The following is a 21,215-nucleotide window of genomic DNA, read 5'->3' on the forward strand; positions in this document are numbered from 1 at the left end:
TTTGAATAAAGAAGCAACTCAAAAACAGCCGCTCTATTTAATATTACTACTAATATTAGCAGCAGAGGCTGTTTTTATTTTGCCTTTTGTATTACCTCGTATTTTTAGAACCACGTATTTAGAATCCTTTTCTATTACCCAAATGGAAATAGGAAGTTGCGGCTCAGTTTATGGCATTGTTGCTTTAATATCCTATTTATTTGGTGGTCCACTTGCCGATAGATTTAGACCAAATATTTTAATGTCAGTCGCTCTCATAATTACAGGTTTGGGTGGCATATATTTAGCCACATATCCAAGTTTATATAATCTTCACGTTCTATATGGTTTTTGGGGGTTTACTACTATTTTCTTGTTTTGGGCAGCAATGATAAAAGCTACTCGTATTTGGGGAGGAACAAATAAACAAGGCATCGCTTTTGGTTTTTTAGATGGAGGTCGTGGATTAGTTGCTGCATTATTTGGTTCCGCAGGAGTTCTTATTTTTTCGTTCTTCATAACTAAAGACATTGAATTGACTTCTATTGCAGAACGACGTATTGCTTTCAAAGAAGTTATCACATACACCTCATATGCTGTAATTGCGGTTGGGATTATTGTATTTTTCTTTTTAAAATTAAATATCGAAAAGACTGAATCATCAGAAAAAGCCGCTAAACTCATCACTATTGAAAATTTCAAACTAGTTATGAAGTTTAAAGCAGTTTGGCTTCTAATGATTATTATTCTTTGTGCATATTATGGCTATAAAATGACTAACCTATTTAGTCAATATGCAGAACAGGTCGTACTTTACAACAAAATTGAAGCTGCAAAAGTCGGAACTTACCTATTATATATGAGACCAGTTATAGGTGTAATTATAGGTCTATTAGCCGATAGAACTAAAGCTAGTCTTTGGATTATTATTGGATTCCTTTTAATGGCTCTAACGAGTTTAATTTTTGCACTTGGCATTATAAGTGATTCCACTCCGCTATTGTTTATTATGTCCATAGGCACTATGGCTATTGGAGTTTATTCAGCAAGAGTCTTATATTTTGCTACTTTAGAAGAGGCTAAAATTCCATTGGCTGTTACTGGTACAGCAGTTGGATTTATTTCTGTTGTAGGTTATACACCAGATATATTCACAGGTCTAGTCAATGGTTATTTTTTAGATAAATACAATGAAGTTACTGGACATCAAATTACCTTCGGAATTATGTTTGTTTTTGCTTTAATTGGATTTATAGCGTCATACAAATTATACAAACATTCTAAATCTAGTAGTATTTAATTCCCTTGATGATCTTTAATTCTAGGTATTGTCAATAATTTAGTTTGGCGACCGTTTACATATCTAAATCCATTTTCTCCCCAAAAACCTGCTTCCTCTAACATAATTCTTATGTCTCTTTTCCATTCAGGAATAGTAACGGTTGTATTTAACTCTATAGCATAAACTGTATTTTCGTGCAAAGGATAATCGCCTGTAACTGGAACACCACCTTGAGAATCCCACATACCTAATGTTGTACCAGATGAGTGGCCATAATTTCCTAAAGGGTGTGTGTAAATTGCTGGTCTGAAACCTTCAGCTTTACCTTCTTCTAAAGATTCGCTTAGAACTTGATTACCCGTTTTATCTGTTTTGAAATTAGAAGTGAATATATCTTGAACACGATTCCCATCCTTTAAAGCATCCACTAAATATTTTGGTGGCTCTGTTTCATCTGGTTTTAATACATAAGCTAATTCTTGGCAGTCTGTATTTAGTCTTAAGTATGTAATGCCAAAATCACAATGCACTAAATCACCAGGAAGAATTACCATATCCTCAGGTCGATTTGAAAAAGCATATAAGTGATTTCCTAATTCTTCAGCTGTTCGCTGTACATCTACAGTTGGATGAAACCAAGTTTCTAAACCCAACGAAGTTACTTTATCTCGCATCCACCATTCAACATCAGTAGTAGTTGTAATTCCTGGAGTAATTACTTTTTCAGAAAATGCTTCAGAAATTATATCATGAGTTATATCAATTAATTGATTATAAATCACAATCTCCGTTCCAGTGCGCGTTTCTATCCAGCTTATTGCCAATTGTTCGGCAGATTTTACTTTTGATTTATAAGACTTAGAAAGGTTATTCATAAATGCTTCATAATCAGTTTTGACAATACCATCACATATATTAAAACTATCAGAATAGTTTAAACCTATGGTTTTGGGTTTGCGCTCATCAATTATTTGCATTAAGCGCTTCCATTGATTTGGTTCTTTTTCTTTATCCCATGCCGAAATAATATTTTTACCAAAATTATAACGTGCTACAGCAAGTTTTTCTATTGTATTTTCTTCTTTATTTCTATAAAACACAATGATTGTTCTGCGTCTGGCATTAAGCCAAGTTGCTGGCAACATTGTTTTTAAAACTGGATCTTCATTGTATTCGCGAGAAATTAAAATCCACATATCAAAACCTGTATCGTCCATAAGCTTGGGTAATAGATTATCAAATCTATCTTTTAAAATAGTATCTACTACTTCAGCACGTTGCCGCTCAGGTAGTATTTGTTGACTGTATATTGATATAGAAGCTAAGCAAAATAAAACTCTAAGAAAATTCATTTATTTAAGAATTATAATTGAATAAAGTTATGAAAAATAGGTGTCATTATAAACATTTAGACATACGGTTAAAACACCATTTACAACAATAAAATACACTAATTTGTAGGAATACACCTAAACAAATTGTGTGATTCATCGAAAAGTGGCAAATATTTCATATTATTTTTAGTAACCTTTATATGTTGACATCTACTTAACCTACAAATGATTATGAAAAAAGCTTCATTAACCCAAGCAGGACTTTTTGTATTATTTACATTTTGTTTTTTATTTATGAGTTTTGGCTCTAATAATAATAACATTTTGTATACTATAACTAATACAATTAAAAAGCCAAATCATAAGACTATAGTTTATGATGCATCAAAGGGTATAAATACAAAAAGTCTTTCAAAAGATTTGAAGCAATTAGATATTTTCGACAGAAATGGACGAAAAGTATTGTCAACAAATAAATTTGATGACACTATTTACTTAAATATATTAAGAACTGGTGCTTACTCAATTAAAATTGAAACAAATACTGGTTACAAACAATATAGAAAAGTATAAATAAAAGAAAAGGGGCACATCAGTGCCCCTTCTCTTTTATTTATATATAGCTAAATCTATCTTATGCTCGTTTAGCTTTCTTTTCTTCTCTAATTTCTTTAAAACGCTCTATAGCCGAACCAAATACCCAATAAGGGATTACAAATGTTAGAAGGAAAATCATTAACCAAAATCCAATAGTTAATATGGTTAAAAAAGCTAAAAATCCTAAATATTGATCAAATTCAAACATAATTGAGTTTCGTTTTTATTTCTATTGCAAAGATATAACCAAATTATAAGTTTTACAATAGTCTAATTGACATTTATTAACAGCTTATTAAAAACTAAATCATTTATACTTTTTATCGTCGTATGCAATAATTACAATTTCTAAATTACTAGGTTCTTAACATGATAACCTACTAAACCTTCAATCGGTCGTCTCACAAAATTACCTACTTTAAATCCAAACTCTTGAGCAACTTCTTTAATCTCATTCTGAGCAAAATAAGCTATAGATCCTGCAAAATGCACAGGGACTCCTTTATCTAATTCGTCTTTAAATTGTAGAATCATATTTTCCGCAAATAGACTAATACCTTTACGCATTACCCCTTTTACATAATCAGAATCTTTATTAATAAACATAAATTCTGCATGATCTGCTAAATATGCACTAGGATTAGGTTGCTTATATACGTTATACTTAATAAAATCAGCATCTAAATTATGCTTATGAGCAAATGCTACCTTTATAGTATCTGGCATTTTATTAAAATAATAGTCTCTTATTAATTGCTTACCGAAATAGTTTCCACTTGCATCATCCATTAATATAAAACCTAAACTATCTACACGTTGATGCAAATCTTTACCGTCAAAATAACTACAATTAGATCCTGTACCTAAAATACAAACCACAGCAGCTTCGTCATTTTTATTAATTGATGCTCTTACAGCTGCATAGGTATCTTCTCTAACTTCAACTTTGGCATTTGGGAAGTATTCTTCAATAATAGATTTTAACGACAATCTTGGCTTCTCAGTTCCACAACCAGCACCATAAAAGAAAACATGAGTAACCTCATTGGAAAGAGCCATTAATTCTTCACTTTTTCTAATAATTTTCTTTAGCTTTTTTTCCGCAATGATAGCAGGATTTAAACCTTTGGTTCTTATTTTGTCTACAGCTTGATTACCTTGATTATCAATAGCAATCCAGTCACACTTTGTCGAACCTCCATCTGTAATTAAAATCATAAAACAATAAATTGAAAATTCCGTAGGTATGAAAATTCACAACACTACGGAATTTGGAATTACTTTTATTTCTTATAAATCGTTCACTTTTTGTGCTAAATCAACTAATTTGTTAGAATATCCGAATTCATTATCGTACCAAGATACTAATTTAAAGAATTTTGAGTTTAATTCTATTGCAGAATCTGCATCAAAGACACTTGTTTTAACTTCACTTACAAAATCTTGAGATACTACAGCATCTTCAGTATAGCCCATTACACCTTTCATAGATCCAGCAGCAGCTTTCTTAACAGCAGTTTTAATTGCTTCTAAAGATGTAGCATCTTTTGTCTTTACAGTTAAATCTACAACAGAAACGTCTACAGTTGGTACTCTGAATGCCATACCTGTTAATTTCCCATCTAATTTAGGAATTACTTTTCCTACTGCCTTAGCAGCTCCAGTAGACGTTGGTATAATATTATTAATTGCACTACGTCCTAATCTATAATTTTTACGAGATGGTGCATCTACAGTAAATTGCGTAGATGTTGCTGCATGAATTGTAGTCATCAAAGCTTCTTCGATACCAAAATTATCTTCAATAACTTTAGCTAAAGGTGCTAAACAGTTCGTTGTACATGATGCATTAGAAACAATTGTATTACTCGCCGTTAAATTGTCATCATTTACACCCATTACAAACATTGGAGCGTCTTTACTTGGTGCAGAAATCACTACTTTCTTAGCTCCACCATCTATATGATATTGTGCAGTCTCTAAAGTTGTGAAAATACCTGTACACTCTGCAACTACATCAGCTCCAGCTTCATCCCATTTTAAGTTCTTTGGATCTCTTTCTGCAGTAACTCTGATTGTTTTTCCATCAACTACTAAGTTTCCGTCTTTAACATCAACTGTACCATCAAATCTTCCGTGAACAGAATCGTACTTTAATAAGTAAGCTAAATGGTTCACATCTAATAAATCATTAATCGCTACAACATCTACGTCACTGCGCTTTACTGTTGCTCTAAAAACAATTCTTCCAATTCTACCGAATCCATTGATTCCTAATTTTAAATCTGACATATTTACTATTAATTAATTTTCGTTATTATTAAATTGACATTATATCCGAAACTCTTAAGAGTTCCATATTAATTTTTGATTTTCCTTTTACAGCTTGATCAAATGGTGTTAAATCAATAACATCATTTTTAAGACCAACCATATAATTACTTTTCCCTTCTTTTAACCCCTCAACAGCCTTCACACCCATTCTACTCGCTAATACACGATCAAAACAAGATGGTGAGCCTCCACGCTGTAAATGCCCAAGTACCGAAACTCTTACATCATATCCTTCCATATTCTGGTCAACATAATCTTTCAGCTCAAACACGCTTTTTCCTATTTTATCACCTTCTGCAACTACAACTATACTCGATGATTTTCCAGACTTTTTACTTCGTCGTAAAGATTCAACTAACCTATCTAGACCTAAATCTTCTTCAGGAATTAAAATTTCTTCTGCACCACCAGCAATACCAACATTAAGAGCTATATGTCCTACATCACGTCCCATTACTTCAACAAAAAACAAACGATTGTGTGAACTTGCAGTATCTCTAATTTTATCGATAACCTCTACAACAGTATTTAAAGCTGTATCGTAGCCTAAAGTATGTGTAGTACCAAAAATATCGTTATCTATAGTTCCAGGAATTCCCATAACTGGGAAGCCATATTCTTGATTAAAAATCATTGCACCTGTAAAACTTCCATCACCACCAATAACAACTAAAGCGTCAATACCTTCTTTTATTAATTGTTGATGTGCTTTCTTTCTTCCTTCTTTTGTTCTAAACTCTTTAGAACGTGCAGATTTTAGAATTGTACCACCTTTATTAATAATACCTTTTACACTACGAGCATTCATAGTAATAAAGTCGCCATCAATCATCCCTTCATAGCCTCTATAAATACCAACACATTCTATATTGTGAAAAGCACATGCTCTAACTACAGATCTAACAGCAGCATTCATACCCGGAGAATCTCCTCCAGAAGTAAAAACGCCTATTTTTTTGATTGTATCTGCCATTTAAATAAACAATTTTGAGTAAAATTACTAAACAATACATTTAAAAAAGTCACTATTTTAATAAAATAATGACCTAAAAAACAATTCAAACGTTTTCGTTAATAAGTATTTTGATAAAAAAGAAAAAACGGTACTTCTAAGACTTGGTTTTTATCTTCTTTTTCTTCATTGACATATAATCTGGCATCATTTCATCATCTTCATTTCTTTTCTTTTCTGGTGTGTTTTTTACCTTTTTATCTTTCCTGTTTTTGCCTGAAAAGATAATTTGAAGTAACTCTTTAAACGTATCAAATTCCACACTGTATGACAAACCAATTCCTTGGGTGTAACCTATTTCTTCACCAAAGTTTCTAATTGTATTTTCTCTATTAAATACTTTTGCACGAAATGTCCCATCTTCATTAAGAAGCCAATCTACTTGAACATTACCTGTTATTGTGGTTTGTTGGGCACTTCCAAATGGTACACCAAACTTTCCGTTAACTAAAATCTTTTCACTAATCTTTGTTTGAAGAGTTAATCCAACTCTATTATCCGTTTGGACATCTGGTGTATCTTGTCCTAGTTCTAAATCTACCCCAACTTGTAAACCTCCATTATCTCCGCCCAATAAATTATTTACTATGCCTGTTAAACGCTCAGAAATGGTACCTGTGAAATTAACTCCTCTAATACCATTAGAAAAACTTCCTGTACCTAATAATGTTAAGGCCTGATTATTACGTTCATCTTTTGATGACAAACGATAATCGAGCTCTGATTTTAAGGTAGATGTTACATTTGGAAACCTTAAATTAAAATCTGGCTCTGGTTGCTCTAATTGACCTGTCAATGCTATATCTACTTCTACTGGTATTCTTTGGCTAATTGGATTATCTAACAATACTGAAGGGTTAGCTGTAGTTTTATAAACTGCATTAAGATTAATTAGTGCTGTCATAGGGTCACCTTCCCAAACTATGCTTCCACCCTTTTCAACTTCGAATTTCTTTTCTACAAAACCTCCGTATTTAAAATTATAAGTACCTTCACTTACAATAAAATCTCCCCACATATTGAATGTACCATTAGTGTTAATTAAAAAATTTAATCCGCCATTACCTTTTCCTTTTATTGTACTACCGGCTTCCTTATCAATTACTATTTCAATAACTGCATTTTCATTAACATCTAAATCGAAATCTAAAACCAAACCTTTAACTTCAATTTGTTCTGTTACTTCCCCATTTATTCTAGCCAATTTCTCTGTTGGACTTAAAAAATGTATAAACGAGTTGTCGCCAAAACTTTCAGAATCGTTTAGAGGAATATAAAACTCTGTCCCAGACTCTGTTCTACCATTATTTACTTCTATAATTAACTGATCTGTAGGCCCTCTGATTTCCGCAGTCCCCGAAATAAAACCTGTACCGTAATACAATTCGTTCTCAGACTCTTCGGTATTTAACACCAATAATCTATCTGTATCTAGCTTTAGTCCAAGCTTCCAGTCCGAAAAATTATCATGTTCAATATAGCCATTTAAACTTCCATTAGAGAAGTATTTAGAATCTGTCATAGCTACATTATTAAATATAAATTGTTGTTCTCTTAGAGACACTTTAGAATCAAAATCAAAACCATAATCTACATTTAAATATGGTATAGATAAACCTGCCCTATCTAACAACAATTCACCATCAATACTTGGTTTCTTTAAGCTTCCCGTAACTTTAGCATTTCCAGAAACTAAACCTCTAATATTGTTAATTACTCCTTCACCCAAAGGATTCAAAGGGTCTAGCAAAAATTCTTCAAAATCAACATTTAAATTTATTGTTGGGTTTCGTTGGGCAACATCAATAGTTCCATTTGCAGCAAATGATGTAAGATTATCATTGGTTAGAGAGACATCAACTGTATAGTTTGTAATAGAATTATTTCCTTCAATTTTAGCTGTTAGGTTTCCTAAATCATAATCATTAACAAAAAGATTACTAACCTCTACATCAGATTTTGGCAAGTACACTCCATTGTTTTGTACCATATCTACTTTACCGTTTACGATACCTTTTAATGCTAAACTATCTATACGAGGAGTAATCTTAACTAATTGTACATCCTTAAAATCAACATTTAAATTTTTGTTTTCGTCATTTTTAATATTGCCAGAGAGTAAAATCTCTTCATTACCTTGATTTATTTTAATTGGGAAAATATCAAAGACTTTAAACTTTCTATCAAAACGGATTTTGTTTAAAGTATCTTTTTCTGAATTAACTAACCAATCGTAACCTTTAAACTCAATATCAGATTTTCTGAAACCAATAACAGACTTATTAGTATCATCTATAGTATAGAATAGATTTAAGTTAAAATTATCCTTATTATTTTTGCCTCCTTTAAATTCAGATTTAATTAAAAGTGTATCACGTTTTGTTACATTAATTAAGCTAAACTGAGATGCATTATACACGCCAGTATTAAGGCTATCTATTTCTATAAATGTGTTAAAAAGCGGATTACTATTATCTACACTTATATTAATATTCTTAGCAAAGTACTCCTGGAATTTAATCTCAGGTGAGTTAAAAGTAAAATCAAACCCCTTTTCATCGGTTTCCTTTCTACCTTCAATAAAGGTGTTTTTTCCCAGCGTTAAATCTTTATAAAGTACAGCAGCAATTTTTGAGTAAATATTAAACTTAAAATCTATGTATTGACCTTCTTCAACCTCATTAGGAATATAATTGGTATAAATACTACCGACTGAATTCTCTACTAATTTTAATAAGTCCTTAGTCTTAAATTGACCCGTTATTTTACCATTTATAATATCTGGCGAATTAATAGCAATAGTACGTTCAGTATCTTTAAATGATGACACAATATCAAAATCTTGGAACTTATATCTACTATCTTGGTTTTTATATGTTGTATTCTTTATCTTAATCGCACCACTTGCATTGTCATAAGTTGAACCCGTAGCTGTCATATTAACCATGCCTCTAAACTCTGAGATACTATCTCGCGTCACAAAGTTTAATACTTTTAGATTAGCATAACCAACATTAGCTTTAAAATCAAACTTCTTTTCTTCTTGAGAAAAATCAGCTAAGCCATTAAAATTTAACTGTAAATTAGGATCATCTGCTTTTAATAAACCGTTAAAAATCTTATTACCTAAATCTCCTGAGACATTTATATTTTCATAAACATACCCATTGTAATCTAATGAAAAGACATCCCCTTTTACATCAGTTCGAAGATTATCAATTGTAAATCCTTTTCCATCCAAATCGAGATTTAATGAAGTGTTTTTAACCAAAGAATCATTGATTAATTCACCTATATTAAATTCATCTAAAACAACATTCCCAATATAATTTGCATTATCAATATCATCAATATTTGTTAATTCTAAATCAGATTTTATAAAACCTAATTCAGTATTGATTTCAATATCTGCATCAACACGTTTTGCAGTAATATATGATGTTCCATTAATTCTGAAATTTCCAACTTTAGATAAAATTGTTGGTATAGACTTACCCAATATTTTAGGTAATAAAGCTGTTAAATCATTATAATTTGAAGCCAAATTATTAAAGCGTCCATCTAATGCAAAACTGTCATCTTCTCTGCTGAATAAGTTTTTGAAAGTGATACCACCAATAATTCTAGTATTTCTAGTTGTACTTACATTAAGGTTAGTTGCTACTAAATCATTAAGTGTTCCTGATAAGTCTGCATTTAATTTAGCACGTTGGTTAATACCGAACTCATCAAAAAACACATTAAGCTCAGTTAAAGAAATCTCAGAGTCCTTAAAACTGGCATCTACATTAACCTTATCTGTAAAATACTTTAAATCTTCTCGCTTGTAATTAAATCTTAAATCCCCTTTTAGTTCAGATTGTTCCGTTTTAATATTCAAATCACCAAAGGTCATATGATCTAGAGCATAATCGAAATTTGCCATTAAGTTCTTAACCTTAATACCTCTACTATCTCTAAAACTAAAGGTATTAATTCGAGAACTTACATTAGGTCCATTAATTAAAAAGTTTGTGGTATTGGCATTTAATTCTGAAAATTCAAAAACTTTTGGTGTTTCTAGATTCTCATCTACTAATCTAAATATACCATCCTCTATAGAAACATCACTCGAGGAAAACAAAAATTCACTTGGACCAACTCTTGGATTATCATCATCAAATTTATCAACAAAAACATCTAAATTAGTGTCTACTTCTCCTTTATACGTTTTGAGGTTGAACACCAAATCTTGTATATCTATATCTCCAAAATTTAGTTTGCTATTATAGAGGTTTTTAAAACTAATAATTGAGCTATTAAGCTCCCCAATACTAATAAGTGTGTCCTTTTTATAATCTCTAATTAAAATCTCTTTAAATTCAATATCTCCATTAAGTTGAAGACCAACTTTACCAATATTAATATCTGTTTTGAAATCTTTATTTAATCTTTCGGTAGCATATTTACCTAGTTTAGTTTGTACAGCCTGAATACCAAGTATTAGAAAGACAATAAGAAATAGCAGCAAAATGATGCCTACTAATTTACCTATTATTTTGAGTACTCTTTTGATAGAATTTACACTTATGAATTGATGAAATCTTCATTACCTTTGCCTAGTATAATACGTGGGAAAACCTCATATTAGACTATATCTGGTAAAATTAACAATTATAGTGCCATCATCAACTATGGGAAAAGAAAATATTTATATACTCGGTATTGAATCCTCATGTGATGATACATCGGCAGCTATACTCTGTAACGACTGTATTTTGAGTAATGTTGTTGCGGATCAAAAAATACATGCAGAATATGGTGGTGTTGTGCCCGAATTAGCATCGAGAGCACATCAACAAAATATAGTTCCTGTGGTACACCAAGCGATTGAAAAGGCTGGTATTACTAAAGACCAATTACATGCTGTAGCTTTTACACGTGGACCAGGTTTAATGGGTTCTTTATTAGTAGGTACGTCGTTTGCAAAATCTTTAGCTTATGGTTTAGATATTCCGTTAATTGATGTTAACCACATGCAAGCTCATATTTTAGCTCATTTTATTACTGAGGAAGGACACTCAAAACCTCCATTTCCATTTTTGGCGATGACCATTTCTGGTGGACACACACAGGTTGTAAAAGTAACCAGTCATTTTGAAATGGAAATTCTTGGTGAAACCATTGATGATGCTGTAGGTGAAGCTTATGATAAAAGTGGAAAAGTATTAGGTTTAGGTTATCCTGCTGGACCAGAAATTGATAGACGCGCACAACTTGGTAATCCTAAAACCTATCAGTTCACTAAACCAAGAGTGGATGGGCTTAACTTTAGTTTTTCAGGTTTAAAGACTAACATTCTCTATTTTGTTCAGCGCGAAGTTAAAGCCAATCCAAATTTTGTTGAAGAGAACTTAAATGACATTTGTGCATCCATTCAATATACAATTATTGGCATTTTAATGAATAAATTAAAGCTTGCTGTAAAGCAAACTGGTATCAATCATATTGCAATTGGTGGTGGTGTTTCGGCCAACTCCGGCGTTAGAAAAGCACTCAAAGACGCTAAACAAAAACACGGTTGGACAAGCTACATTCCAAAATTTGAATACACTACAGATAATGCCGCAATGATTGCTATTGTTGGCTATTTAAAATATTTAGAAAAGGATTTTTCTGATTTTGATGTGATGGCAAGCGCTCGGTTGAAGATTTAATATGAATAAACTTAAAATATATTTTTATTATTGGATCGTTGCAATATTTTTTATGCTACTAGGAATTTATTGGTTAAATAGTGAAGATGCTATTATCGATATAAATGTTCATGACACTTATTATGTAATTCACAACTCTCATGTTTGTATTTTAATAGCAATCATTTATATCATGTTTGGAATTATTTATTTTTTCACAAAAAGACATCTCATAAATAGCCTTACTAAAATTCATTCGATTATAACTTTGGCAATTATACCAGTATTTTTTATTGGGTATTTTAATATAGGAATAAAAAAGCATTCAAAATTTCCTTTGTTTGATGATACATCAAGTTTAACTGGCTTCTCAATAATTATATGTTTTGTTTTTATATTCGCACAACTAATTTTGTTTTTTAACTTAACTATTAGTTTAGTGAAATTTCTAATTAAAAGAGAATAATGTAGGCTTTAAAATTGTTAAAACATCTGTTGATAAGCTAAAGCACTTTGTTTCTATTGCGCTTTAAAATTTAGTTGTTTTGTAATAACCCAAATCAAACTAAATTAAATTATCATGAAAACATTTTTAACACTTTTACTATTAGTTCCTTTTCTATGTTTTTCTCAAGAATCTTTGGAGCAAGAATTGGACTTAATTTCATCATCAGAAGATGCTAAATTATTTGCCAAGTCTCACAAAAAAGTAAATAAGAGTAAAGTATTCACTTTTAATAAAGAAAAACATAAAACGCGATTAGCTGATGACCTTTTTAAACTCTCAAAAGGCGGAAAAAAGGTTGTTAAAACAGATTTTAAGACCACATATTATAAGATCATAAATAAAGAAGAAGTTGACTATTACAGATTCAATATCATTGTTTTCAATGAAGCTAATAAAGCTAAGGGTAATGAAGTTTTAGCTAAGTACAATGAAGGCTATAAATTTAAAGACTTAGCAAAATATTATTCCTCTGGTCCCACTGCAAAAATGGGAGGTGATACAGGTTGGATAAAACCAGGTGACCTAACTACTGCTTTTGACCAATCTGCTTTTAGCAGCTCAGTGAATACTTTGGTCACCATTGACGACGTAGAACTAAAAAAGTATTACATTGTCATTAAAACCCAGAATAGTACTCCTATTGAAGAAATAACGGTTTTAAAATTTACAGAAGCCACCAAATAATGCAATTATTTTACAACCCAAATATTTCTGAAAACGACTCTAACTTTAATTTCGATAAAGATGAAAGTCGTCATATTGAAAAAGTCCTCCGTAAAAAATCAGGAGATACATTATATATTACCAATGGAAATGGTTGGTTGTTTGAAGCAGAATTAACTTTAGCAGAACCAAAGCATTGTTCTGTAAATATTATCTCAAAACTGTTACAGACTAAACGTTCATATAATTTACATTTAGCAGTTGCACCAACAAAAATAAATGATCGTTACGAATGGTTTTTAGAAAAAGCTACTGAAATAGGGATTGAAACCATTACACCAATTATCTGTGATCATAGTGAGCGTAAGGTAGTAAAGACGGAACGTTTTGAAAAAATTATTCAGTCAGCTATGAAACAATCCTTGCAATGTTATTTGCCCAAACTTAATGCTCCAATTGCATATAAAGATTTTATTAATCAGGATTTTTCTGGCCAAAAATTTATTGCACATTGCGAAGATACTGATAGAAAATCTTTAAAATTATTACTTAAAACTGATGAAGACTGTATTATTTTAATTGGACCTGAAGGTGATTTTAGCGTTAAAGAAATCGAAATAGCTTTGCAACATAATTTTATTCCTATAACTTTGGGTGAAACACGTTTACGAACTGAAACTGCTGCCATTGCTGCTTGTCATTCTATCGCATTCTCAAATGAATAATGTTTTATGAAGCTAATTTATTCTCTATTCTTTTCTCTTTTCTCTATGCTTTTATTTTCTCAAGACGTAGGGATTCTAAAATATAAAGGTGGCGGGGATTGGTATAGTAATCCAACAGCATTACCAAATTTGGTTAAATACTGTAACGACAATATAGATACTAATATCAATGAGAATATTCAAACCGTTGAAGCTGGTAGCACAGATATTTTTCAGTTTCCGTTGTTACACATGACAGGTCATGGCAATGTATTCTTTAGTGATGATGATGCAGAGAACTTGAGAAACTATTTAATTTCGGGAGGCTTTCTTCATATTGATGATAACTACGGAATGGAACCATATGTCACCAAAGAATTAAAGAAAGTATTCCCTAATAATGAATTGATTGAAATCCCAAAAGATCACGGAATTTTTAGCTCGGCATATACTTTTGCAAATGGCTTACCAAAAATCCATGAGCATGACGGCAAAGCACCAAAAGCTCTTGGGATTTTTCATGAAAGTAGATTAGTTTTACTTTTTACGTTTGAAAGTGATTTAGGTGATGGTTGGGAAGATCAGGAAGTGCATAATGATCCTGAGGATGTTCGAGAGAAAGCCCTACAAATGGGAGCAAATATTGTTAAGCATGCTTTTGAGAATTAATTTATATTTAGAAAATATGGATATTGAATCATTTGATCTTTTTAACTTTAAAATTCCAGAAAAAAAGCCAAATTCTATTTGGACTAAAATACTATTGGTTTCTCTAATCGGAATCTTTGTCTCAATTCCCCTTGCAAAAATTGATAGTAGCAATTTTAATTATAATGAAGTTTATATTTTTTATGGACATCAAGATTGTTCACATTTAAAATATAATTTAATTTCTTGTCAATAATTTTTAAGCTTGCAACTCACTCACCACAATTCTAACTTCAAAAAACAAAAACATCCAATCACATTAGTTTGTGATAATATTACTAATACTCCAAATATTGGAAGTTTATTTCGTATAGCTGACGCCTTTGGAGTAGAAGAAATCATCTTTTGTGGTGAAAATGTTTCATTTGGTAAACGGATAACTAAAACATCGCGTTCTACTGAAAAATATGTTAATCATAAAATTGAAATAGAAATTGCTAATGTTATAGAGAATTTAAAAAATGACAACTATTATTTAATTGCATTAGAGATTACTGAGTCTAGCACAGAACTTAATGATTTTAAACTCAAAAGAACGAATCAACCTACTGCTTTGATTCTTGGTCATGAAAGTTTTGGTGTTTCAGAATCTATTTTAAATCAAGTGGATGCTGTCGTTCACATAAACATGTTTGGCAATAATAGTAGTATGAATGTAGTACAAGCGACTAGTATTACGCTTTACGAACTTACAAAACAACTTAATTCCTAAATTTGTCATGCTGAGTTTATTTCAGCATCTTTGAATAAATACAACCAATGAATTCTAAAACAATAGCAAACGGTATTTTAAGAGCAATAGCCATTTTACTTGCAGTTGCGCTAGTATTGTTCTTTTTATATAAGATTCAGTCTGTTATAGTTTATATAGCAGTCGCGGCAGTAATATCATTAATTGGCAGACCTATTGTTTTGTTTCTAAGACGAAAACTAAAGTTTAGTAATACAATTGCTGTTGTATCAACTATGGCATTGCTAATTGGATTATTGGTCGGTTTGGTTGGTATGTTTATCCCATTAGTAGCTGAACAAGGACACAACCTGGCTTTATTAAATATAGACCAGTTACAAACCAATGTTGAGGATTTATACAATCAAATTGTTACGTATTTTGAATTTCAGAATATTGATGTAGAACAATCGATTAAAGAATCTAACTTACTTTCCAAACTAGATTTTGCTGTGATTCCAAACTTCCTCAATAGTTTTATAAGTGGATTAGGTAGTTTTAGTATTGGATTGTTTTCTGTATTATTTATTTCATTCTTCTTTTTAAAAGACAGCAAATTGTTTGAAGATGGGATAATGACTTTAGTCCCTAAAGGAAACGAAATGCGTTCTAAGCGTTCATTTACAAAGATAAAAGACTTGCTGTCTCGTTATTTTGTTGGTCTTATTTTTCAGATATTAATTCTATTTATTATCTATACTATAGTTTTACTGATTTTTGGTATTGATAATGCGGTTGTTATAGCTTTTTTATGTGCATTATTAAATCTTGTACCTTATGTTGGTCCACTTGTGAGCGGCTTCTTAATGCTACTTTTAAGCATGTCGAGCAATTTAGGTGAAAGCTTTAGTGAGATCATTTTACCAAAAACAACTTATGTAATGATAGGTTTTGTTATTGCTCAATTAGTTGATAATTTTTTTAGTCAACCCTATATCTTTTCTAAAAGTGTAAAATCACATCCACTAGAAATTTTCTTAATTATAATAATTGCTGGAATTTTATTCGGTATCGTTGGTATGATAGTCGCTGTACCAGCATACACAGCAATAAAAGTAATCCTGAAAGAGTTTTTATCTGAATATAAATTGGTAAGTAAACTCACAAAAGGTTTATAATTTTAGTTTGAACACTAATCTTCTCAATATTGAAATTCAAAGGTTCATCAATTCAAACTTAGAATCTGATATTACTAGATTGTTATTAAAAGGCATTGATTTTGAAAGTATTGAAACCAAAGCATTAATTGAACAGATTGAGTCCAAAAGAAGATCTAAAAAGAAATTACCAACCTGGTATAATTCTGAAAACATATATTATCCCAATAAACTTAATATAGAACAAACCTCTTCTGAAGTAACAGCAAATTACAAAGCAAGTTTAGTTGAAGGGAATTCTCTTATTGATCTAACAGGTGGTTTTGGTATAGATTCTTATTCCTTTTCTAAAAATATAGAACAAATTACCCATTGCGAAATCAGCTCTAACCTCTCTAACATTGTAAAACATAACTACAAAGTACTCAATACTTCTAATATTGAATGTATTTCTGAAAATGGAATAGACGTTCTTAAACGCCTAGACAAAAAGTTTGATTGGATTTATATCGATCCTTCTCGACGTGATAGTACAAAGGAGAAAGTATTTTTACTTTCAGATTGCACTCCAAATATCAAGATTTTTCAAAATTTATTTTTAAAATATTCAGAACATGTGATGATAAAAACATCACCAATTTTAGATTTATCTGCCACACTTTCAGATTTAAAGTCTGTTAAAGAGATTCATATTGTGGCTGTAAACAATGAAGTCAAAGAATTACTTTGGATTTTAGAACGTAATTATGAAGATAATGTCATTATAAAAACTGTGAATTTACAAAAAGACAGTAATCAACATTTTGAATTTAATTTTTTTAAAGAGTCTAATTCAAAAGCCGAATATAGTCAACCACTCACCTATTTGTATGAACCAAATTCAGCTATATTAAAATCTGGAGCATTTAATTCAGTTAGTAATATTCTTAATATACCTAAGCTTCAAAAGCATTCACATCTTTACACGTCTAAAGATTTAATTGTGTTTCCTGGAAGGTGCTTTAAGATTGAAAATCAATTGCCTTTTAACAAAAAAGTCTTTGCAAAAGAGAAAATTTCTAAAGCCAATGTAACCACTCGAAATTTTCCGCTTTCAGTTTCAGAAATTCGTAAAAAATTAAAAATTAAAGATGGTGGTAATCATTATCTGTTCTTTACTACAAACTTAAATGAAGAAAAAATTGTTTTAGTTTGCTCAAAAATCAATATTTAATTAAAGAAATCCTTTTTGAGTAATCACCATATCATTTCCCCACAATTGCACCAAATAAGAAATATCAATAGGAAAAAATGATGAAGAACCATCACTATTGTATTTTATAGGGCACTCAATGCGACTTCCATCAATTATTCTGCATTTGTTTTTACCATTATCTGAAATTATAATTGACTTATCATCTAATTTTTCATATACCATATTTAGGTCAATTATGGCATACTTAATAAAATCTTTTGCAATAGCTCTATCTTGTTTTGAGCTATCTATGATTCCATAAGTAAAGTAATGCGCCTTAATTTTAAAATATTCAGATTTATGCCGTTCTTTTACTTTATTATCATCGCGTCTATATCTAATCGTAAAGTCTGAAAAGTCTTTATATTGAACTTCTCTGAACCGTTCTTGCACGCTCATAATTGCATCACCATTTCTAAATACATAGTCAATACCATCCATCATATCTATATATTCTGCGTAGTCTTTTCGCAATTGTACTTCTTTCCAATCTAAAAGATTATAGATTAAAGGAATTGCTAAATGCTTGTGAATATAATCAGAAAATGCTCTATCCTTTTGATATTTTGACATTTACTTAAATTTCTTAACAGTATTGATTTGCATCTTTTAAAAGTAATTAAAAAGAAGTTATTCCAAAAAATGAGTGCTAAAATTTGAAAAAGCAATTATGTATTTGTCTTAGATTAAATTAGTAGCATTTTAATTATAAAAAACTCAAAAAAAATGTTGCGTTCTTTAATATGAAAAGTTACATTTGCATCCGCATTTTTATTGAAATACGTTCATTTTTTACTGGAGAGGTGCCTGAGTGGCCGAAAGGAGCGGTTTGCTAAATCGTCGTACCTAGAAATAGGTACCCAGGGTTCGAATCCCTGTCTCTCCGCAAAATTTTACTGTAATTTATTTGTTAGTGATATTTAGATAATCATTTTCGGGGTGTAGCGTAGCCCGGTTATCGCGCCACGTTTGGGACGTGGAGGCCGCAGGTTCGAATCCTGCCACCCCGACTTTATTGAATTATGGAGTTACGGGCTCGTAGCTCAGCTGGATAGAGCACCTCCCTTCTAAGGAGGCGGTCATAGGTTCGAATCCTATCGGGCTCACAAAAAGTCTTACTATTTTTAGTAAGGCTTTTTTGTTTTATTCAGGATACTCAATTCTTAAATGATATATATTTGCAAGCTTATGCTTCAACACTTTCTTTATAGATTGAATTTCCTTGAACGTGATATCTGCATTAAGAAATTGACCATTTTCCATTTGCTTATTAATAATATTCTCTACAAATTCATTAATCTTAGTAGTTGTAGGCTCTTTTAAACTCTTTGATGCTGCCTCTACACTATCACACATCATTAAAATTGCTGTTTCTTTACTAAATGGTTTTGGACCAGGATAAGAAAAATCATTAATATCAACGTTTTCGTTTGCTGCTTTTTCTTTAATGTAGAAGTAATACACAATACTTGTACCATGATGCGTCCTGATAAAATCAATAACTCTGTCTGGTAAATTGTTCTTTTTTGCAATTTCTATTCCATTAATTGCATGATCTATAATAATCCTAGCACTTTCTCTACTGGATAATTCATCATGAGGATTAATCCCGGTACTTTGGTTTTCTGTAAAATAAGTAGGGTTTTTCATTTTACCAATATCGTGATACAACGCTCCTACTCTAATTAACATGGCATTAGCACCAATTTCATTTGCAGAAGCCTCGGCTAAATTGGCTACATTTAGAGAATGGTGAAAAGTTCCAGGAGCCTTATTAGATAATTCTTTTAGAAGTTTTGTGTTTGTATCCGAAAGCTCTAATAATGACACATCAGATACTAAACCAAAGATTTTTTCATAAATGTAAATCAAGGGCTGTACAAATAATGTTGCCAAACCACATAAAATGAATAGCCCAAAAGTTTCCCATTTCAATCCAGTTAATTGACCTTCATGGATTACAAAAAAAGCAAAATAAGCGATAATGTATATAAAGGTAATTTGTCCGACCGATATAAAAAGATTGGCTCTTTTATATAATTCCGAAACTGTTAGTATGGTTACAATACCAGCAATAATTTGAAGAAACATATACTCATAGCTATTTGGCACTATAAACCCTAATAATAAAACAGTAAGTACATGAGCAAATAAACCAAGTCTAGCATCAAAGAAAGCTTTTAAAACTAGTGGAAGAATACACAATGGAACAACATAAATGTATTGCGAATTATAATTTATTATTAAAGTCGTTAACAAAACCATTAACGCTATATTGAAAAAGATAAAAGTTACCTTGGTATTATTAAGAAACACATCCATTCTATATTTTCTTAAAAACAACAATAACATTAAGAGCGCTAACGCAACCAATAATGCATATGCAACTACAACCCAATTATAATTTGCAGTATTCCATACTTGAGACTCATACTCTGACTTCAACGAATTAAGAATTGTATACTGTTCGTCTTCAACCACTTGTCCTTTAGAAATTATAAGTTGATCTTGCTCTACACTTCCTCTTGTTGAGGATATCTTAGATAATTCTTCTTCTAATGCCTTTTGTGTTAAACTTTCATTAAGCTGAATGTTAGATTTTATGACATCAAAGAATATTGATATCATTTCATTACGCTGTTCTGAAGAAATATTACTACCCAAATGAGTTTCTATAAGTTGTCGCAATTCACTTAACTCGTAGAGACTTCCATATAGCAATTCCTTTTCAATAGTATTTGCTGTAGCTATAACTACTGGTCTATTATCAGAATAGTTATAATCCTGATCTAAAACACCTTTAGTATATAGTTTATCTATAAAAGACTTCCCTTTATTATATAAACTAGAATTTTGAAGATTTAAGTAGCTAGAATCTTTAAATGATTGATTAAATAGCTCTATATAATTAGATAATACTTTAGATTCAATTGTTTTATCTGCTCCGAAATAAACAGAACTATTAGTTTCAATTTCAAGTTTTTCTGCATTTAATTCACTTTGAGACTTTTTTATTGCAAAATTGAATGGGGCATATAAATTTTCGGATTGCCACGGCTTCTCTTTTTCAAAAGAATATCTAAATTTTCCTGTTTTAGGAAATAGATATACTATAAAGAGTGTAGTTACTACGAATAGTAAAATCTTATAGACTAAAGCATGGTTTTTATACCATTTATTGAGAAATGCATTCATGTGGTTACGTTCATCATTTTTTAACTGTCACATGGAACATCCATAAAATTATATCCGTTATCAAGTGAAATATTAGTAACTGATGTTTCATATACAATCAAATGTAATAAATATTAGAATTTTAGACGGCTAATATCATTAATACATTCTCAAATCTCTCAAA

17 protein-coding genes and 3 tRNA genes are annotated in these 21,215 nt (G+C 30.8%); 12 read left to right on the plus strand and 8 right to left on the minus strand.

The window, feature by feature from the left end; translation table 11 throughout:
* Nucleotide 1 precedes the first annotated feature (1 nt).
* The gene (locus WPG_RS15980) at nucleotides 2-1,279 is read left to right on the plus strand and encodes an MFS transporter (protein WP_045474515.1); all 1,278 of its coding nucleotides are present in this window, start codon (nucleotides 2-4) and stop codon (nucleotides 1,277-1,279) included.
* Here the strand turns inward: WPG_RS15980 and WPG_RS15985 are convergent.
* Entirely contained in the window at nucleotides 1,276-2,613 is a 1,338-nt protein-coding gene (locus WPG_RS15985; protein WP_045474518.1) for a M24 family metallopeptidase, read from the minus strand. The two genes, WPG_RS15980 and WPG_RS15985, sit on opposite strands and share 4 nt — an antisense overlap.
* A gap of 213 nt (nucleotides 2,614-2,826) precedes the next feature.
* Between WPG_RS15985 and WPG_RS15990 the strand changes: the two genes are divergently transcribed.
* A complete protein-coding gene (locus WPG_RS15990; protein ID WP_045474521.1) occupies nucleotides 2,827-3,168 on the plus strand; it encodes a hypothetical protein in 342 nt (113 codons plus the stop codon).
* A 61-nt stretch (nucleotides 3,169-3,229) separates the two neighbouring features.
* Here the strand turns inward: WPG_RS15990 and WPG_RS18280 are convergent, their stop codons facing one another.
* The 5 genes from WPG_RS18280 to WPG_RS16015 form a co-directional block, all read right to left on the minus strand.
* Nucleotides 3,230-3,400 (minus strand): hypothetical protein, encoded by a 171-nt coding sequence (locus WPG_RS18280; RefSeq protein ID WP_045474523.1) that lies wholly within the window; start codon nucleotides 3,398-3,400, stop codon nucleotides 3,230-3,232.
* Between the two features lie 140 nt (nucleotides 3,401-3,540).
* Nucleotides 3,541-4,410 carry an N-acetylglucosamine kinase gene (locus tag WPG_RS16000; protein ID WP_045474525.1) on the minus strand — a complete coding sequence of 290 codons (870 nt, stop codon included), beginning with the start codon at nucleotides 4,408-4,410 and terminating at the stop codon, nucleotides 3,541-3,543.
* Nucleotides 4,411-4,482: 72 nt separating this feature from the next.
* On the minus strand, nucleotides 4,483-5,484 hold the full coding sequence (gap, locus tag WPG_RS16005; protein ID WP_045474527.1) for a type I glyceraldehyde-3-phosphate dehydrogenase: 1,002 nt from the start codon (nucleotides 5,482-5,484) through the stop codon (nucleotides 4,483-4,485).
* A 28-nt stretch (nucleotides 5,485-5,512) separates the two neighbouring features.
* The gene (gene pfkA, locus WPG_RS16010; RefSeq protein WP_045474529.1) at nucleotides 5,513-6,499 is read right to left on the minus strand and encodes a 6-phosphofructokinase; all 987 of its coding nucleotides are present in this window, start codon (nucleotides 6,497-6,499) and stop codon (nucleotides 5,513-5,515) included.
* 136 nt (nucleotides 6,500-6,635) lie between these two features.
* Nucleotides 6,636-11,048 carry a translocation/assembly module TamB domain-containing protein gene (locus WPG_RS16015; protein ID WP_231850213.1) on the minus strand — a complete coding sequence of 1,471 codons (4,413 nt, stop codon included), beginning with the start codon at nucleotides 11,046-11,048 and terminating at the stop codon, nucleotides 6,636-6,638.
* A gap of 163 nt (nucleotides 11,049-11,211) precedes the next feature.
* On the opposite strand from WPG_RS16015, the gene tsaD reads away from it, so the two are divergent.
* From tsaD to WPG_RS16060, 7 genes are all read left to right on the plus strand, one after another.
* Complete coding sequence (tsaD, locus tag WPG_RS16020) at nucleotides 11,212-12,234, plus strand: tRNA (adenosine(37)-N6)-threonylcarbamoyltransferase complex transferase subunit TsaD (RefSeq protein WP_045475713.1); 1,023 nt, start codon at nucleotides 11,212-11,214, stop codon at nucleotides 12,232-12,234.
* Between the two features lie 559 nt (nucleotides 12,235-12,793).
* Nucleotides 12,794-13,405 carry a peptidylprolyl isomerase gene (locus WPG_RS16030; protein WP_045474534.1) on the plus strand — a complete coding sequence of 204 codons (612 nt, stop codon included), beginning with the start codon at nucleotides 12,794-12,796 and terminating at the stop codon, nucleotides 13,403-13,405.
* Nucleotides 13,405-14,109 (plus strand): 16S rRNA (uracil(1498)-N(3))-methyltransferase, encoded by a 705-nt coding sequence (locus WPG_RS16035; RefSeq protein WP_045474536.1) that lies wholly within the window; start codon nucleotides 13,405-13,407, stop codon nucleotides 14,107-14,109. Before WPG_RS16030 ends, WPG_RS16035 begins: the two co-directional genes overlap by 1 nt.
* 6 nt (nucleotides 14,110-14,115) lie before the next feature.
* Entirely contained in the window at nucleotides 14,116-14,757 is a 642-nt protein-coding gene (locus WPG_RS16040; protein WP_045474538.1) for a DUF4159 domain-containing protein, read from the plus strand.
* Nucleotides 14,758-15,001: 244 nt separating this feature from the next.
* The gene (locus WPG_RS16050; RefSeq protein WP_045474543.1) at nucleotides 15,002-15,508 is read left to right on the plus strand and encodes a TrmH family RNA methyltransferase; all 507 of its coding nucleotides are present in this window, start codon (nucleotides 15,002-15,004) and stop codon (nucleotides 15,506-15,508) included.
* Nucleotides 15,509-15,555: 47 nt separating this feature from the next.
* Nucleotides 15,556-16,644, plus strand: a complete 1,089-nt coding sequence (locus tag WPG_RS16055; RefSeq protein ID WP_045474544.1) for an AI-2E family transporter — start codon at nucleotides 15,556-15,558, stop codon at nucleotides 16,642-16,644.
* A gap of 7 nt (nucleotides 16,645-16,651) precedes the next feature.
* Nucleotides 16,652-17,836, plus strand: coding sequence for a THUMP-like domain-containing protein (locus WPG_RS16060; RefSeq protein WP_045474546.1), 1,185 nt, complete (start codon nucleotides 16,652-16,654; stop codon nucleotides 17,834-17,836).
* Here WPG_RS16060 and WPG_RS16065 read toward each other — a convergent pair whose 3' ends face one another.
* A complete protein-coding gene (locus WPG_RS16065; RefSeq protein ID WP_045474548.1) occupies nucleotides 17,837-18,430 on the minus strand; it encodes a hypothetical protein in 594 nt (197 codons plus the stop codon). It abuts the gene before it with no gap.
* A 224-nt stretch (nucleotides 18,431-18,654) separates the two neighbouring features.
* On the opposite strand from WPG_RS16065, the gene WPG_RS16070 reads away from it, so the two are divergent.
* The 3 genes from WPG_RS16070 (at nucleotide 18,655) to WPG_RS16080 (ending at nucleotide 18,963) form a co-directional block, all read left to right on the plus strand.
* Nucleotides 18,655-18,743 (plus strand) — tRNA-Ser (locus tag WPG_RS16070).
* 49 nt (nucleotides 18,744-18,792) lie between these two features.
* Nucleotides 18,793-18,867 (plus strand) — tRNA-Pro (locus WPG_RS16075).
* A 22-nt stretch (nucleotides 18,868-18,889) separates the two neighbouring features.
* Nucleotides 18,890-18,963 (plus strand) — tRNA-Arg (locus WPG_RS16080).
* 37 nt (nucleotides 18,964-19,000) lie between these two features.
* On the opposite strand, the gene WPG_RS16085 is transcribed toward WPG_RS16080, so the two are convergent.
* Complete coding sequence (locus tag WPG_RS16085) at nucleotides 19,001-21,052, minus strand: HD family phosphohydrolase (RefSeq protein WP_045474550.1); 2,052 nt, start codon at nucleotides 21,050-21,052, stop codon at nucleotides 19,001-19,003.
* Between the last annotated feature and the right edge of the window lie 163 nt (nucleotides 21,053-21,215).

Origin of the sequence: Winogradskyella sp. PG-2 (assembly GCF_000828715.1) — a bacterium.
In the GTDB taxonomy this organism is placed as follows: Bacteria; Bacteroidota; Bacteroidia; order Flavobacteriales; family Flavobacteriaceae; genus Winogradskyella.